Below are 15761 nucleotides of genomic sequence, written 5' to 3'. Positions count from 1 at the left end.
CGTGAACGAGCGTCCCGTCGTAGGCATCTCACTGGGAGACGTCTCCGGGATTGGCCCGGAAGTCACCGCGTCGGCGCTGTCGAAGCCCAAGGTGCGCCAGGCGTTGCTGCCCGTGGTCTTCGGAGACGGGCCGACGCTGGAGCGCTTCCCGGCCTTCAAGAAGTACACGCGCGTCACCCCCGGCACCCTCCAGCGCGTCACGGAACCCACGGTCTGCGTCGTCACGGAACTGTCCGAGAAGGACCGTGTCCCGGGCAAGCCGACGCGGGCGGGCGGCCGGGCGCAGTACGGCTACATCCAGGCGGCCATCGAGGCGGCACGAGCCGGGAAGGTGGACGCGCTGTGCACGGCGCCGGTGTCCAAGGAGCAGATCTCCCGCGCGGGCATTCCGTTCATGGGGCACACGGAGGTGCTGGCGGAGGCGTTCGGCCGTGAGGTGATGATGCTCATGGACGGCCCGCGGGTGCGGGTGGCGCTGGCGACGAACCACGTGCCGCTGGTGGACGTCTCGCGGATGCTGACGGTGGAGCGGCTGGTGGGCCAGCTGCAGCTCCTGTCGCGGAGCCTGAAGCCGGTGGTGGGCCGGGCGCCGCGCATCGGCGTGCTGAGCTTCAACCCGCACGCGGGCGAGGGCGGGCTGCTGGGGCGCGAGGAGGTGGAGGTGCTCACGCCGGCCATCAAACAGGCGCGCAAGCTGCGGGTGGACGCGCACGGGCCGCTGGCGGCGGACGGGCTGTTCGCGCGGGTGGCGGACTTCCCGTACGACGCCGTGCTGGCGATGTACCACGACCAGGGCCTCATCCCGGCCAAGGCGCTGGACTTCGAGCGCACGGTGAACGTGACACTCGGACTGCCGGTGCCGCGCACGTCGCCGGACCACGGCACGGCGTACAGCCTGGCAGGGACGGGCAAGGCGAGCAGCATCCCCATGGTGGAGGCGCTGCTCAAGGCCGCCCGGCTGGCCGCGCGCTGAGCCCGCTCAGTAGGTGAACGGGAAGCGCACGGGCTCGCGGCTCTGCACGCGGTGCTGCGGGAACTTCCACGAGCGCACCTGGCCCTCGATGCAGCGGGCGAACGGCGTACCCTCGAGGCCCTCCGTCTCCAGGAGGGCATCCACGGCGTCACCCGTGGGCAGCACGCGCCAGCGCACCACGAACCGGTCCTTGCCCGAGTCCGACATCCGCGCGGGCGAGTGCGTCGTGATGCAGGCGAGGATGGCGTCCTTGTGCGAGCCCACCACCTGCACCACGTCCGAGGTGGAGAGCGTCTCGGGCAGGTCCTTGCCCGGCTCGGGCGGGATATAGACGTTGCGCTTCCCGCGCGGGTCCTCCGGCTTGAACTTCGGCGCGCTCGGCGACAAGCCGAGCTCCTCCTCGAACTTCTTGTCGAGCGCATCGTCGAAGTCGAGGGGATCCGCGGACTTCACCTTCACCGGATTGGCCGGTGCGGGCGGCGGCTGCGGGTTGCTCCGCGGAGCCGGCTCGACGGCACGCGGCACGCGCACCTCCGGGGCAGCCGGGGCCACGACGGCGGGCTTCGGCTTCTCGGGCTGCGGCGCCGGCGCGACAGCCTTCACCACCGGCTTCTCGGGCACCGGCGTCACGGTGGCGGGCTGAGGCGCCGGCGTGACGGCCTTCACCACCGGGGCCGGAGTCTGCGCCACCGGGGCTGAAGTCACAGGAGCCTGCGCCACCGGGGCCGGAGCCTGCTGCACCACGGGAGCTGGAGCCACCGGAGCTGGAGCTGGAGCCTGCACCACCGGAGCTGGAGCCACCACCACGGGCGCGGGCGCGGGCACGGCGGCCGGAGCCACGGAGGGAGCCTCCTGCCGCGGAGCCACCTGCTCCGGAGCGCCACGGTTCTGGGTCAGCAGGAGCAGCGCACCCGCGACGATGCCCACGGCCGCCGAGCCGATGAGCACCCCGGCCAGGACGCCCTTCCCCCGCTGAGCGGGCTCGGGCGCGGGAGGCGCGATGGGCGCGGCCATCATGGGCACCGGCTGGACCGGAACCGGCGCGAGCAGACCCGCCGTCGCCACCACCGGCTGCACGACGGGCACGGGCGCGGGAGCCACCACGGGCGCGGTCGGCACGTCGAGCATCGCCGAGCGCGCCTCCTCCTTCGCCTGCTCCTTCGCATCCTTCATCTGCCGCAGCCACACCTCCTCTTCCTCGACGAGCGAGTGCAGCGCCGAGACGACCTTCTTCCCGGAGCCGGACTCCTTCTCGGAGGCCGGAGCCGTGGACACCGCCGCGTCCGCGGCCACCGTGGGCAGCCCCGCGATGGTCAGCGAGGCCACGAGCTCCGGAACGCTGGACAGCGGCCGCCAGGTGCTCCACGCCTCGCACCAGAAGAGGGTGTCGGGGCTGAGCTCGCCCTGGTGCCACAGCTCGCGCAGCCGCTCGAGACGGTACGGGCCCGCCGGCTGGCCGTGCCGCTCCGCGTACCACTCCATGGCGCCCACGGGCACCGGCGTGGCCGCGGCCCTTCCCGCGCCGGACACCTCGGCGGACGTCTCCAGCGCCGGTGGCCCGAAGAGCGCACCGTCGAAGATGGCGTCCAGATCATCCGGGCGCACCTCGCGCAGGGCCGACTGGACGCTGGCCGGTGCCGTCTCGGCGGAATCAGGCGAGAGCCGCGGAGGCTGAGCCCCGCTCCCCGCCCGAGAAAGAAGATGGCCCTCGACGCTCGAATGGTTCCCGTCCACACGCCCTCCTACCAGCCCCCGCTGTCCCGACGTTGGGGCAGCTCGAAGCTCAACCTAAGGACGTCCGAGACCCCAGCCAGGATTCACGCCCCCGCGTACGAGTGTTTTCTTTCACTTCCGAGCGATTGCACCGCGAGAAAGTTCTGCGCCTGACGCAGCCAAATCCCTCACAGGCGAAAACCCCTGGACACCCGGACTACGGCGTTTCCGTGGATGGGCACGGAAGGTGTGTGAGCAATTCCGCCCCGTCCCTCTCCGGGTCGAGCAACACCACATCCGAGAGCGCTCCCGCGCGCCGGAGCTGAACACTCACGCGCCCCACGGGGCACCACCCCAGACACCCGGTGAGATCCACGCGCACGGCCTCGCCCCGCGCCGCCAGCGTGGCGCGGATGCGGCGCGGCAGGTCCACCCCTCCGGCGCTCGTCTCCAGCCGCATCAGGCAGCGGTGACAGACCTGGGCCCGCGTCTCCTGAGCGCTCGTCTCCTCCATGGGCTCTCCTCGTCTCCACTCCTCCACAACCCGCGCTGTCCGTCGAGGGATTCGAGCACGCCCGGCCGTGTGCGGAGCAGGCGGCGGAGCGTCGCTCCACCCCGCGTCCCCCCTTGAGATGCACACCCTTCCAGGGACAGGTACCACGGTCCAAGGAGACCCGTTCATGGAAGGGGACGTCCCGCGTCTCTCGAGTGGCACTCCCTCCCTCGCCGAGACGCACGCGCGCATGATGCCGCACCAGGGGCCCCATGGACTGCTGGAGCTGCTCACGCACACGCGCTCCGGCTCCCCGCTGGCGCAGCGCGAGTTCCTCCAGGGGCTGTACCCGATGCCATGGTCCAGGAGCTGATGGACATGCTCGAGCCCTTCGCCCAGGAGGCCATCGAGCCCGAGCGCACCACGCGCTTCGGGCGCTCGCGCAAACCGGGAGGGCGCAAATGAGCCGCATCCTCATCGTCGAGGACGAAGAGGTCCTCACGGACTCCCTCCAGGACATCCTCGAGGGCGAGGGCCACCAGGTGCTCACCGCCCGCAATGGCATGGATGCGCTCGACACGCTCGAGCACGAGCCGCTGGACCTGGTGCTGCTCGACCTGATGCTGCCCCTGGTGGACGGCCTCCAGGTGCTCGAGGCCCTGCGGCGGGACACGCCTGCCACGGCGGTGCTCGTCGTCACCTCCTGCGGCCGCGAGGCGCTCAAGGGGCAACCCGTCCAGGGCTTCCTGCGCAAACCCTTCTCCCTGGAGGCGCTGCTCCGCGCGGTGAAGAACGTGCTGACCCCGGCTTCCCCTGTCCCGAGGTGATAGAAGCGGTGCCCGCGGCCGTGTGACGAGGGAGCCCGTGAGCAAGAAACCATCCGCCAGGAAGCACCGGAGCGCTCCCCGGGGGGGCGAGGTGGAACGGATTGCCCTCCTGGATCGCTTCCCCGTGGTGGGCATCGGCGCCTCCGCCGGAGGACTGCCCGCCCTCCAGGCCCTGCTCGAGTCCCTGCCCTCCGACACCGGGATGGCCTTCATCATCGTGCAGCACCTCTCGCCCGACCACGAGAGCCTCCTGCCCTCCCTGCTGGCCCTGCGCACCTCCATGCCCGTGCTCGAGGCCCGGGAGGGACTGGCGCTCACGCCGGACCACGTCTACGTCGGCCCACCGGGCATCCGGCTGACCCTCGAGCGGGACACCCTGCACCTGGGCCGGGCCCGCTCCTCCCGGGGCCCGCCTCGCATCATCGACGAGCTCCTGGGCTCCCTGGCGGAATCGGCGCCCGGCCGCGCCATCGGGGTCATCCTCTCCGGCACGGGCACCGACGGCACCCGCGGCCTGCGGGCCATCCGGAACGCCGGGGGAACCACCTTCGCCCAGGAGCCCGCCTCGGCGGGCTTCGACGCCATGCCTCGCAGCGCCATCCACGCGGACGCCGTGGACCACGTGCTGCCTCCCGAGGGCATCGCGGCGGCACTGGCCCGGCTCGCCCATGGCCCCCGTGCGGCCCTCGCACCGCCTGCGTCCTCCGACATGTCCGAGCAGGACCTGTCCCGCATCTTCCACCTGCTGCGCACCCGGACGGGCGTGGACTTCTCCCACTACAAGCCCAGCACCATCCACCGGCGCCTGGGCCAGCGGATGCGCCTGCGGCGCACGGACCGCCTCGCCGACTATGCCCGCTACCTGGAGGAATACCCCGAGGAGTGCGAGGCGCTCGGACAGGATCTGCTCATCCACGTGACGAGCTTCTTCCGGGACCCGGAGACCTTCGAGAGCCTGAAGCAGCACGTCCTCCCCGAGCGCTTCCGCGGCCGGTCCCCCGGCAACCCCTTCCGCCTCTGGGTGCCGGGCTGCTCCACCGGGGAGGAGGTCTACTCGCTGCTCATCTGCCTGCTGGAGTACCTCGGCGAGGACGTCGCCACCACGTCCATCCAGGCGTTCGGCACCGACTTGAGCGAGCCGGCCCTCGTCCAGGCCCGCGCCGCCTTCTACCCCGAGTCCATCACCGCCGACCTCTCCCCCGAGCGGCTGCGCCGCTTCTTCGTGCGCACCGAGGGCGGCTACCGCATCCACAAGTCCCTGCGGGACCTGTGCATCTTCGCGCGGCAGAACGTGGTGGCGGACCCGCCCTTCTCGCGGATGGACCTCATCAGCTGCCGCAACGTCCTCATCTACCTGGACCCGGTGCTGCAGAAGAGGGTGCTGCCCATCTTCCACTACGCCCTCAACCCCGAGGGCTTCCTCCTGCTGGGAAGCTCCGAGACCGTGGGCGCCTCGGCGGACCTCTTCTCCCTGGTGGACCGGCGCCACAAGCTCTACCGCAAGAAGTCCATCTCCTACCGGCCCTCCCTCTCCTTCACCTACCGGGAGCCCCTGCCCGAGCGGCACGAGGACGAGCCCCCCCCGCCCCGGCGCGGCGCACCGGAGCACAATCCCCAGCGGGAGGCGGACCGGCTCGTCCTCGCCTCGTACGGGCCCCCGGGCGTCATCATCAACGACGCACTGGAGATCCTCCACTTCCGCGGGCACACGGGCCCCTACCTCGAGCCCCTGCCCGGGGCCGCGAGCCTGAACCTGCTGAAGATGGCGCGAGAGGGCCTGGCGCTGGAGTTGCGCTCGGCCATCCGCGAGGTGCAGCGGGGCACCAGCCGGGTCCGCAAGGAGCAGGTGCGGGTGTCCGGACGCGAGGGCGAGCGGCGCATCAACCTCGAGGTGAACCTGCTGCAGGCCTCCTCGAGCACCCGGGAGCACTACTACCTCGTCCTCTTCGAGGAGGCCCCGGAGCCCCCCGCCTCCGCCCCGCCCCGCGGGGCCAGGGCCCAGGCGCCAGGTGGCCCGCGTGCCACCACCCGCCAGGAGGTGGAGCGGCTGCGCGAGGAGCTGCGCACCGCCCGCCAGCATCTGCAGACCCTGTTGCAGGAGCAGGAGACCACCTCCGAGCAGCTGCGCGCCGCCCACGAGGAGGCCCAGTCCACCAACGAGGAGCTCCAATCCACCAACGAGGAGCTGGAGACGGCCAAGGAGGAGTTGCAGTCCACCAACGAGGAGCTCACCACCCTCAACGAGGAGCTGCAGAACCGCAATACCGACCTCAGCCAGCTCAACAGCGACCTGAACAACCTGCTGGGCAGCACGCAGATCGCCACCGTCATGCTGGGGGACGACCTGCGCATCCGCCGCTTCACCCCCATGGCGCACGAGGTGCTCGGGCTCACCGCCGGGGACGTGGGCCGCTCGCTGCGCGACCTGCACTTCCCCCTCGAGCTGCCCGACCTGGAGCGCGCCGTCTCCCAGGTCACCGGCCAGCTGCTCCCCTTCGAGCGGGAGGTGCGCGCCCGCGACGGGCATTGGTACTCGCTGCGGCTGCGCCCCTACAAGACGCTGGACAACAAACTCGACGGCGTCGTGATGACGCTGCTGGACATCGACCGGCTCAAGCACAGCCTCGACGAGGCCCACCAGGCCGGCGAGTACGCGCAAGCCCTCGTGGAGACGATGCGCGAGCCCTTCCTGGTGCTCGACAGCCACCTCCAGGTGCTCGCCGCCAACCCCGCCTTCTACGCGGCCTTCCAGGTGACGGAGGCGCGCACCGTGGGTCAGCCCATCTACCAGCTCGGCAATGGCCAGTGGGACATTCCCCAGCTGCGGCTGTTGCTGGAGGAGATCCTCCCGCGCAACACCCGGCTGCACGACTTCGTGGTGGAGCACGGCTTCGAACAGCTCGGCCACCGGCGCATGCTGCTCAACGCCCGGAGGATCTCCGGCCAGGAGTTGGGTACACAACGCATCCTGCTCTCCATCACGGACGTCACCGGTCAGACATAAACCCTGACAGCGGCGGGGGGGGGGTGGGTGGTCCCGCCCCCCCTCTCGTGTTAAGGATTGCCGCTCACCGGAGTCTCCATGTCAGAGTTTGCAAGCCTTTCCCGGGCCGAGCTGGCGCGGGCGCTGGAATCCCTGGACTCCACGCCCCTGGCGGCCGACGAGCTCAAGCACCTGCTCCGGGAGCTGCAACGCCACCAGCTCGAGCTGGAGATGCAGAACCGCGAGCTCCGGGAGACCCAGCAGGCCCTGGAGGAGTCACGCGGCCGCTACGTGGACCTCTACGACTTCGCCCCCATGGCCTGCGTGAGCCTGGATGGCCGGGCCTGCATCCGCGAGCTCAACCTCACCGGCGCCAGCCTGCTGCGGCGCGAGCGCCCCCAGCTGCTCGGCCAGCCCTTCACCCCCTTCGTGGAGCCCCAGGACCTGGGCCGCTTCCTCCAGCACGTGCGCCAGTGCCTCCTGGGCGACACGCTGAGCACGGAGCTGACGCTGCGGGTGGGCAAGGACCGGCGCCTGGTGCGGCTGCACAGCGCGCCCTTCGATGGGGGGGAGCCCCACGGCCACCTGTGCCGCACGGCCCTGCTCGACATCACCGAGCTGCGCCAGATGCAGCTGCGGCTGAGCCTCACCGAGCGGCTGGCCACCGTGGGCACGCTCGCGGCCGGCGTGGCCCATGAAATCAACAATCCGCTCACCTTCGTCCTCGGCAGCCTCCAGCTCGCCGCGCGCCGGCTGCTCAGCCCCTCCGGCTCCGGAACGGAGAAGCTCGATGCCCTTCTCAAATACCTGGCGGATGCCCGCGTGGGCGCCGAGCGCATCCAGAACATCGTGCGGGACCTCGGCACCTTCTCCCACCCGGATGAGCGCCCCCCGGCGCCCCTCGACGTGCGGCAGGTGCTCGAGCTGTCCGTGAAGATGGCCCTGGGGGAGTTGCGCCACCGGGCCCGGCTGGTGCGCGAGTACGGGCCCGTCCCGGACGTGCTCGCGGATGGCTCCCGGCTGGGCCAGGTGTTCCTCAACCTGCTGGTGAACGCGGCCCAGGCCATCCCGGAGGGACACGCGGCGGACCATGAAATCCGCCTGCGCACCTGGGCCGAGGAGCGCACGGTCTGCGTCGAGGTGCGGGACACGGGACAGGGCATCCCCCCGGAGCTGCTCGGCCGCGTCTTCGATCCCTTCTTCACCACCAGGGCGGTGGGAAAGGGAATCGGGCTCGGCCTGTCCATCAGCCATGGCCTGGTGACGGCGCTCGGGGGCGAGCTCAGCGTGGAGAGCGAGGTGGGACGGGGCAGCGTGTTCCGCGTCCGCCTTCCCATGGCACCAGCCAGGAGCGCGGCGTCTCCCACACCGCCGCGCCAGGAAGTCCTTCGCCGGGGACGGCTCCTCATCGTGGACGACGAGCCCCTGCTCGCGCGGACCCTCCAGATGCTGCTGGAGCCGCAGCACGACGTCACGGTGCTCCATGATGCACGCGAGGCATTGGGACACCTGCGCAACGGCACCCCCTACGACGTCATCCTCTGTGATGTCATGATGGCGGAGATGACCGGGGAGCAGTTCTACGAAGAGGTCTCGCGCACCGCTCCCGAGCAGACCTTCCGGATCATCTTCATGACGGGCGGCGCCTTCACCCAGACCGCCCGCGACTTCCTGGCGCGAGTGCCCAACGCCCGCATCCTCAAGCCCTTCCATGCGGAGGAGCTCGACAAGCTGCTCGCCCCGCTCCTCCGGTAGCCGCTCCCCCGTCTGCTCGCTGCCGCGCTGCTCACCGGGTGCGGGCCCCAGGGCCGGTGCGAGGGCACCGTGGGCGGTACCCCCATCCAGGGCGGGCTCGATGGCGTCCCGGGCGACGGCCCGGCGTACGACGGACCCCCCCTGACCGCCACGACGGACTTCAACGGTGGGCGCGAAGACCCTCGGCGTAGTGCTGCAGCTGACGCCGGGCGGCATCGAAGGCGTCGTTCACGGCCTGGTAGGCGTCCTCGTGCGAGACCTTCTCACCGGGGTCGCGGTCGACCACGATGTTCTTGCCGGGGACGTGCAGGTCCAGGCGGACGTGGAAATGCTTGCCCTGCTGATGATGCCGGTGCGGCTCTTCCACCACCACGTGGCAGCCAGTGATGCCGTCGAAGAACTGCTCGAGCTTGTCCGCGTTGTCGCGGATGTGCTCCGAGAGGGCATCGCTGGGGCTCATTCCACGGAAGGTGATCTGCAGGTTACGCTTCATCTTCGGCCTCGTGATTGGCTCCCCGTTGGAGCCGTCGTGACGCCCACTCTCCATTGCATACGGAGCGCCAACGCCCCGCCCACGGGAAAACAGGGGGTTGGCGCGAGCCCGGGATGCAGCCTTTGCGGAAGACCCTCGGCGGGCGCGCAGCCTTTGCGGAAGGCCCTCGGACGCATACCTGGAGTCACGGGCGCTACACGCCCAGGGGAACCCCGGGAGGGCGGCCGAGCGGGCACGTGATGCGGCGCGGCGGAACCGTTCCCATGGTGATCCGCTGGAGGTGTGTGCGTGATTCGCATCGGCCCCGCGGGATGGTGCTACGACGACTGGGCGGGCGTGGTGTACCCGAAGCCGAAGCCGAGGGGGTTCGACCCGTTGGCCTTCCTGGCGGGGTACTTCGACGCGCTGGAGCTGAACACCAGCTTCTACGGGCCCATCAGCCGCCGCAACGCGGAGCTCTGGGTGCAACGCACCGAGTTCAACCGGGACTTCCGCTTCACCGCGAAGCTGTGGAAGCGCTTCACGCACGAGCGGGACGCGGTGTGGACGGCGGACGACGTGCGCCAGACGCGCGAGGGGCTGGATGCCCTCCACGAGGCGGGGAAGCTGGGAGCGGTGCTGATGCAGTTCCCCTGGTCGTTCCGACACACGGAGGAGAACCGGGACTGGCTGGACGCGCTGGTGACGGCGTTCTCCGGCTGGCCGCTGGTGCTGGAGGTGAGGCACGAGTCGTGGAACGTGCCGGACGTGTTCGCGGAGCTGGCGGAGCGGGGCGTGGGGTTCGTGAACATCGACCAGCCGCTGTTCCAGGATTCGCTGGGCCCGAGCGCGCGGGTGACGTCGCCGGTGGGGTACGTGCGGGTGCACGGGCGCAACTACCGCAACTGGTTCCGCCAGACGGCGAGCGCGATGGAGCGCTACGACTACCTGTACCCGGCGAAGGAGCTGAAGCCCTGGGCCGAGCGGACGAAGGAGATGGCCAAGCACCCGCGGGTGGGTGACGTGTACGTGGTGACGAACAACCACGTGCGGGGCAAGGGCGTGGCCAACGCGATGATGCTGCAGACGATGCTCACGGGCCGGAAGGTGCACGCGCCCGAGGCCCTGCTGCGCGAGTACCGAGACACGCTGGAGCCCTACGTGCTGCCCCCGGAGACGGAGCGGGAACCCCCCGAGCCGCCCGGCGCCAGCCCCGCGGGGTGACGGGACGGGACACGAGAGGGCGTAGGCTCAGACTTCGAGGAACTTGATGCCAGTGATGCCCTCTTCCTCCATGGCTGTCTTGACGTACTCGGAGACGATGAGCACCACCAGCCAGCCCCAGGGGCGGAAGATGTGGGCGCCCCCTATCTTCTCCGGGTCCACCTTCAACCCTCGGACGTTCTGGTATTCGCCTATCCTGTCTGGCTCCCCATCCTCTGGCCCCCAATAGAACACCTCGTCACACCGGGCGTCGTCAATGCACCGGATGACCTGCAGCGCATTGAGGATGAACCAGGGCTCCGTCTGTCCCTCCACCTCCACCGGGATGAACTGCACCTCCTTCTGGAGCCCCAGACGCTCGAAGAGCGAGACGACCCGCCGGTGGACGATGGGAATTCCCATGGCCTCGCTGAATTCGAGCGCGATGCCGACCGGTTTCATGGTCAAGCGGATCGGCTCATCGACCTCCAGGCCCCTCCCTTCGTTGAATCTCCAGGTGTCGAAAAACTCGCGCTCATCGTCATCCTCACACGAGCCCGAATCCCCTCCATCCTTGAAGAAAGGAAATCTCAAGTTCCAGCGCCCCGGGATGGACATATCATCATATAATTTGAAATACCTTCCTTGCACGGTCATGGACTCCTCGTGGCCAGCTTATTGAGTGTGGAATTACCAGCGCCATCAGCATCCACACGCAGAGGGCGTGCGTGACTGTCGGCTTCATGTGCGGCTCCTGCTCCGTCAGACCTCGAGGAATTTGATGCCGGTGATGCCCTCGGCCTCCATCGCTTGCTTGACGTGCTCGGAGACGATGAGCACCACCAGCCAGCCCCAGGGGCGGAAGATGTGGGCGCCCCCTATCTTCTCAACGTCCACCCGCAGCCCCGCGACGTCGCGGTACTGGCCCACCTTGTCCGGGCGGTTGTCCTCCGGCTGCCAGGAGAGCACCTCTTCACACCGGGCATCGTCGATGCACCGGATGACTCGCAAGGCATTGAGGATGAACCAGGGCTCCGTCTGTCCCTCCACTTCCACCGGGATGAATTGCACCTCCTTCTGGAGCCCCAAACGCTCGAAGAGCGAGACCACCCGCTGGTGGACGATGGGAATCCCCATGGCCTCGCTGAATTCGAGCGCGATGCCGACCGGTTTCATGGTCAAGCGGATCGGCTCATCGACCTCCAGGCCCCTCCCTTCGTTGAATCGCCAGGTGTCGAACAACTCGCGCTCATCGTCATCCTCACGCGAGCCCGAGTCCCCTCCATCCTTGAAGAGAGGAAATCTCAAGTCCCAGCGCCCTGGAATCGACATATCATCATATAATTTGAAATACCTTCCTTGCACGGTCATGGATTCCTCGTGGCCAGCTTGTTGAGTGTGGAGCCAGGCGTACAGACTTCCCCTGCAATCCTGTCGAGCTCATCCACGAGCTTCGCTCGACATTCGGCGCGGGTCCTACAGGTTCCAAGCACCGCCCCCAATCGCTCGAAAATCCTACGGTGGTACGCCTCGGGATGCGGTCCCTTGTGGTCTCGCAGGTAGACGATGTTCGCCGGGTCCTCCAGGCTCATCCCCGCCTTTTCGAAGAGTTTCTCGAACCGGGGCGTCCAAGGTCCACCACTGTTCTCCGAGATGTCATTCTTGTTGGTGCACAGGTGGTGGCGATGGTGGCCGTCCTGCCCCGACTCCGCACACGCTCCCGACGTCCGCGCCGCGCTCGCCGCCGACGTCACCGCCGCCGTCGCCGTGCTCCCCGTCACCCCCATCAGCACCACCGTCCCGTCCGCCACGCTCACCTGCGCCCTCGTCCCCGCTCCCACCCTCAAGCCGCCTCTCAGGCCTCCTCCCGCCAGGGCCAGGCGCGGCGGTGACACACTCGCCCACAGCCCTCCCTTCGGCACCTCCGGCAACCCTCGCGCCAGCTTCGCCCCCGCCACCGTCACCAACACCCTCAGCCCCACCCCTCCCAGCGCCTTGCCGAAGCGCTCGGCCACCGCCTCCAGCTCCTCCCTCGTCCTCGCCCCTTCCGCCTCCTGGTACAGCCTCAGGCACGCCTGCCCCACGTTGGAGAGCTCCGCCGCGCTGTACGTCAGCAGCAGCGCCACCGTGATTGCTCCCACCCACGCCTTGCTCAGCACTGGCTCCGGTGCCGCCCACGCCACCATGTACAGCACCAGCGTCGTCCCCACCGACAGCACCACCGCCGGCGAGCTGAACAACTCCAGCGCCGCCTCCCTCACTCCCTCCCCCATGTAGCGCGGCGAGAGCTTCATCGCCTGGAACCACCTGGCACTCTCCAGCGAGCCCCTCAGCCCCACCAGCGGCGCGCCCAACAGCGCCTCGTACTCCTCCCTCACCCGCCTCTCCAGCGCCGAGGGCCGGGTGTCCTCCGGTGGCACCAGGCCCGCCATCGTCCGCGTGTGCGCCTCCGGCAGCAGCCTCGGCCCTGCCCTCGGCTTCGCCTCCTTGAACTCGCCTTCCAGTGCCTCCACCACCTCGCGCGCCTCCTCCACCCTCCACAACCCCAGCCCAGGGTCCGGCTCCAACCTCTTGAACGTCAGCCTCAGCCCCTGCCCCGCCTCGCCCTGGTACCCGCTCACCCCCACCGGCTCCAACACCGGCAAGCCCGCTTCGGCTCCCGCCGGTGCCGCCAGGAGCGCCCACGGCACCAGCAGCAACATGTAGACGGTGTGCGTGACTCCCTGCTTCATGTGCGGCTCCTCCGGCCCTTGGGATTCCAGGGATGGCGGCGGCAAGTGTCCCGCACCTCGGAGGTGGGCAGCCAGCACCGACCCAGGCCCGGAGCCCCCACCCTCTCCTCCACCAGAGCCCTTCGACCTTACCCAGAAATTGAAGGGCCTCTCCGAGAGAGAAAGGGCCCTCGGAGGGAAGGGGAGCCCAGGCCCAGCGGCGGCCGGTGAGGACGCGCTTCGCGTGGGTGCGTCCGCACGGTAGATGCTGGCCGCGCTGGCTGGGACATCTGCTAGGGTGGACCGGAGAGGTCATCCACCCTGGCACTACTATCACCCCTCGCCCCGCTCGTTCTCATCGCCCTGACCCTTGGGACCCCCTCTGCGGCCCAGACCCAGCCCCCTGCCCGCGAGCGGCAGGAGCGGCAAGTCGTCGTCCCCGCTCCCGGTGAGCCTGCGCCAGAGGTGCGGGTGGCGGCCAACACCCTCACCCTCTTCCGCTTCGGGGCCTCCATCGACAGGGCCTCGGTGGAGGTGGAGGGGCGGGCGACGCGATTCAAGCTGGTGGACCCTGGGGAGTACACCCTCGCGCTCGAGCCCTCCGTCGAGCCGGCCCCCGGAGAGCGCCTCATCGTGCGGGTGCGCTACAAGGACGGAGGCACCCCGGCGTACGCCACCCTCGCGCTCGTCTCCCACCCCACGCTGGTGGACAAGGAAGTGGAGGTGGTGCGCCGCCCGCGCACCGTCGAGGCGCTGGAGGCCAGGCTGTCCCACGTGGAAGCCGAGCTCGTCTCCCTCAAGGCCCAGTGCGCGCAGAGCGGACTTCCCCACCTCGCCTTCTCCGGGGTGCTCGACTCGAAGGGTGTCCGCGCCACGCCCTTCTTCGGGAAGCCGGCTCCCGGCTACAAGGGCGGCCTCGAGCCGGGGCGCGGCACCGGCTACCGAGGCACTCGCTGGGCCATGGTGGTTGTCAAGGTGCGCAACCTCCCGGGACAGCCCGCCTGGACGCCCGGTGCGGCACGGCTCACCAGCGTGAAGGGGACGCCGGTGAAGGTGCTCTCGGTGCACATGGAGAAGCCCCTGCTCCAGCCGGGGGAGTCCGCCCTGGTGGCCGTCATGGTGGAGCCCCCCGCCTCCAACGAGGTCCTCTTCCAGCTCGAGTTGGTGGACACCGAGGGCGGGCGGCTCCTGCCCATCACCAAGGTTCAACTCTAGGAAGGCCGGCCCATGACGACGGAAGCCCAACACCCGGACCACCTTCAACCCGGCCACTCAGTGGGGCCCTGGCGCATCGTCGAGGTGCTGGGCCGCGGGGGTTCCTCCCGGGTTTTCAAGGTGGAGCGCGACGGCCAGCCCTACTCCATGAAGATGGCGCTGCTCCCCCTCACCCAATCCACGGAAGAGCTCACGGAAGAGCAGTATGTGGAGGAGACGAGCGTCTACCGGCGCCTGGCGCGCGAGGCCGCGACCCTCTTCACCTACTCCTCCCACCCCAACCTGCTGCGCGTGTACGCGGTGGACTTCTGGCCCCACCCCACCAAGGGCTACCCGTTCATCATCACTGATTTCATCGACGGGGAAACCTGGCACCAGAGGCGCTGGCGCAAGCCCCCTCACGCCATTGAGGTGGTGAACATCTTCTCCAGTGTGGTGCGCACCGTGGGGGTGCTGCACGCACGCGGTGTGCTCCACCGGGATTTGAAGGCGGAGAACATCCTCATCCGAAGAAAGGACGGCCGGCCGTTCGTCATTGATTTTGGCACCGCGCGCATTCCCGGAGCCCTGACGAAGACGCTGGGCCTGCCCGAGGGCGTCCTCCACCTGGTGCCCCCCGAGCTCCTGGCCTACACGCGCACCGAGGCGTGGAAGCGGGGTGAGCCCTTCCAAGGCGGGGTGCCCGTGGACCTGTACGCACTGGGCGTGCTGCTCTACCAGGCCCTCACGGACAGGCACCCCTTCGACCCGGAGCTGCCGGACAAGGAGCTGCTGGCCGCCATCGCCGCCGTCCCGCCGGCCGCGCCCCACCTGCTCAACCCCCTGGTGCCGCGCTCCCTCAGCGACATCGCCATGAAGTTGCTGGAGAAGCGGCCAGAGGACCGCTACCCCAACACCGAGGCCCTGCTCGAGGCCCTGGAGCAGGCCATCGAGAAGCAGAGAAAGTCCCCCGCATGGAAGGTGCCCCTCACCGCGCCGGACAGCCCGGCAGAGGCGCTGTCCAAGCAAACGGAACAGGAGCAGGTGGCCCAGCCCCAGCAAGCAGCACCTGCGGGTGAAGCAGCTCCGCCTCCAGAGGATACGAGGCCGCCGGAGGGCGCTCGCGAGGATGCTCCCGCCCAGGAGCGCCGCACGTGGCGCGTGGGGCGCCTCGCCCTGGTGGGCCTGCTCCTCCTCGCCGGCCTGTTGCTTGCCTCATGGCTGGTGCGATCCACACTCGCGCCCCCCCACATGCCGGAGTCCATCGCATCCGGCTCCCCCGAGAAAGGAAGTGCGCCCGTGCCCCCTCTCACCACGCCCCAGGACTCGACTCCCTCCAACCGCTCACGCTTCGGAGTCCTCACCGTGTGGCTGTGCACCGCTGCAGGCCTGGGCTGTCCCGCCGCCCAGGTGAGGCCGGAGCCAGAGGACTGCCCC

General features: G+C 69.6%; 14 protein-coding genes. 8 read left to right on the top strand and 6 right to left on the bottom strand.

The genetic code is table 11. From position 1 onward, the window contains the following. Nucleotide 1 precedes the first annotated feature (1 nt). Nucleotides 2–973, top strand: coding sequence for a 4-hydroxythreonine-4-phosphate dehydrogenase PdxA (gene pdxA, locus AC16DP_RS47085; RefSeq protein ID WP_329725436.1), 972 nt, complete (start codon nucleotides 2–4; stop codon nucleotides 971–973). Between the two features lie 6 nt (nucleotides 974–979). Here the strand turns inward: pdxA and AC16DP_RS47080 are convergent, their stop codons facing one another. Continuing rightward, nucleotides 980–2707, bottom strand: a complete 1728-nt coding sequence (locus AC16DP_RS47080) for a GYF domain-containing protein (RefSeq protein ID WP_329725435.1) — start codon at nucleotides 2705–2707, stop codon at nucleotides 980–982. Nucleotides 2708–2903: 196 nt separating this feature from the next. After that, nucleotides 2904–3200: a hypothetical protein gene (locus AC16DP_RS47075; protein ID WP_329725434.1), complete on the bottom strand. Its 297-nt coding sequence runs from the start codon at nucleotides 3198–3200 to the stop codon at nucleotides 2904–2906. Nucleotides 3201–3366: 166 nt separating this feature from the next. Between AC16DP_RS47075 and AC16DP_RS47070 the strand changes: the two genes are divergently transcribed. The 4 genes from AC16DP_RS47070 (at nucleotide 3367) to AC16DP_RS47055 (ending at nucleotide 8744) form a co-directional block, all read left to right on the top strand. Then, entirely contained in the window at nucleotides 3367–3552 is a 186-nt protein-coding gene (locus AC16DP_RS47070) for a hypothetical protein (RefSeq protein WP_329725433.1), read from the top strand. Between the two features lie 88 nt (nucleotides 3553–3640). Continuing rightward, on the top strand, nucleotides 3641–4006 hold the full coding sequence (locus AC16DP_RS47065; protein ID WP_329725432.1) for a response regulator transcription factor: 366 nt from the start codon (nucleotides 3641–3643) through the stop codon (nucleotides 4004–4006). Between the two features lie 37 nt (nucleotides 4007–4043). Continuing rightward, nucleotides 4044–7010: a chemotaxis protein CheB gene (locus AC16DP_RS47060; RefSeq protein ID WP_329725431.1), complete on the top strand. Its 2967-nt coding sequence runs from the start codon at nucleotides 4044–4046 to the stop codon at nucleotides 7008–7010. A gap of 78 nt (nucleotides 7011–7088) precedes the next feature. Continuing rightward, nucleotides 7089–8744, top strand: a complete 1656-nt coding sequence (locus AC16DP_RS47055) for a hybrid sensor histidine kinase/response regulator (protein ID WP_329725430.1) — start codon at nucleotides 7089–7091, stop codon at nucleotides 8742–8744. Between the two features lie 160 nt (nucleotides 8745–8904). Here AC16DP_RS47055 and AC16DP_RS47050 read toward each other — a convergent pair whose 3' ends face one another. After that, nucleotides 8905–9237 (bottom strand): HPF/RaiA family ribosome-associated protein, encoded by a 333-nt coding sequence (locus AC16DP_RS47050; RefSeq protein WP_329725429.1) that lies wholly within the window; start codon nucleotides 9235–9237, stop codon nucleotides 8905–8907. A 288-nt stretch (nucleotides 9238–9525) separates the two neighbouring features. Here AC16DP_RS47050 and AC16DP_RS47045 point away from each other — a divergent pair, with 288 nt between their 5' ends. Beyond that, nucleotides 9526–10440, top strand: a complete 915-nt coding sequence (locus AC16DP_RS47045) for a DUF72 domain-containing protein (protein WP_329725428.1) — start codon at nucleotides 9526–9528, stop codon at nucleotides 10438–10440. A gap of 27 nt (nucleotides 10441–10467) precedes the next feature. On the opposite strand, the gene AC16DP_RS47040 is transcribed toward AC16DP_RS47045, so the two are convergent. The 3 genes from AC16DP_RS47040 to AC16DP_RS47030 all read right to left on the bottom strand — a co-directional run bounded on the left by AC16DP_RS47040 (nucleotide 10468) and on the right by AC16DP_RS47030 (nucleotide 13151). After that, nucleotides 10468–11076: an imm11 family protein gene (locus AC16DP_RS47040; protein ID WP_329725427.1), complete on the bottom strand. Its 609-nt coding sequence runs from the start codon at nucleotides 11074–11076 to the stop codon at nucleotides 10468–10470. A 105-nt stretch (nucleotides 11077–11181) separates the two neighbouring features. Beyond that, complete coding sequence (locus AC16DP_RS47035) at nucleotides 11182–11727, bottom strand: imm11 family protein (RefSeq protein WP_329725426.1); 546 nt, start codon at nucleotides 11725–11727, stop codon at nucleotides 11182–11184. Between the two features lie 59 nt (nucleotides 11728–11786). After that, nucleotides 11787–13151: an AHH domain-containing protein gene (locus AC16DP_RS47030; protein WP_329725425.1), complete on the bottom strand. Its 1365-nt coding sequence runs from the start codon at nucleotides 13149–13151 to the stop codon at nucleotides 11787–11789. 300 nt (nucleotides 13152–13451) lie between these two features. Between AC16DP_RS47030 and AC16DP_RS47025 the strand changes: the two genes are divergently transcribed. Next, complete coding sequence (locus AC16DP_RS47025; protein WP_329725479.1) at nucleotides 13452–14345, top strand: DUF2381 family protein; 894 nt, start codon at nucleotides 13452–13454, stop codon at nucleotides 14343–14345. A gap of 12 nt (nucleotides 14346–14357) precedes the next feature. Then, nucleotides 14358–15761: serine/threonine protein kinase (locus tag AC16DP_RS47020; RefSeq protein WP_483957097.1), on the top strand; the 1404-nt coding region annotated here is incomplete at its 3' end.

This window comes from Archangium sp., from assembly GCF_057119385.1.
The sequence above is the reverse complement of the archived record's forward strand: the minus strand, read 5'-3'. Positions and strand labels throughout refer to the sequence as shown.

Excerpts from the sequence above, each read along its gene's own strand:
- AC16DP_RS47055 (WP_329725430.1), top strand. The coding sequence starts at position 7,089 with ATGTCAGAGTTTGCAAGCCTTTCCCGGGCCGAGCTGGCGCGGGCGCTG.
- AC16DP_RS47030 (WP_329725425.1), bottom strand. The coding sequence starts at position 13,151 with ATGAAGCAGGGAGTCACGCACACCGTCTACATGTTGCTGCTGGTGCCG.
- AC16DP_RS47070 (WP_329725433.1), top strand. The coding sequence starts at position 3,367 with ATGGAAGGGGACGTCCCGCGTCTCTCGAGTGGCACTCCCTCCCTCGCC.
- AC16DP_RS47065 (WP_329725432.1), top strand. The coding sequence starts at position 3,641 with ATGAGCCGCATCCTCATCGTCGAGGACGAAGAGGTCCTCACGGACTCC.
- AC16DP_RS47075 (WP_329725434.1), bottom strand. The coding sequence starts at position 3,200 with ATGGAGGAGACGAGCGCTCAGGAGACGCGGGCCCAGGTCTGTCACCGC.
- AC16DP_RS47050 (WP_329725429.1), bottom strand. The coding sequence starts at position 9,237 with ATGAAGCGTAACCTGCAGATCACCTTCCGTGGAATGAGCCCCAGCGAT.
- AC16DP_RS47040 (WP_329725427.1), bottom strand. The coding sequence starts at position 11,076 with ATGACCGTGCAAGGAAGGTATTTCAAATTATATGATGATATGTCCATC.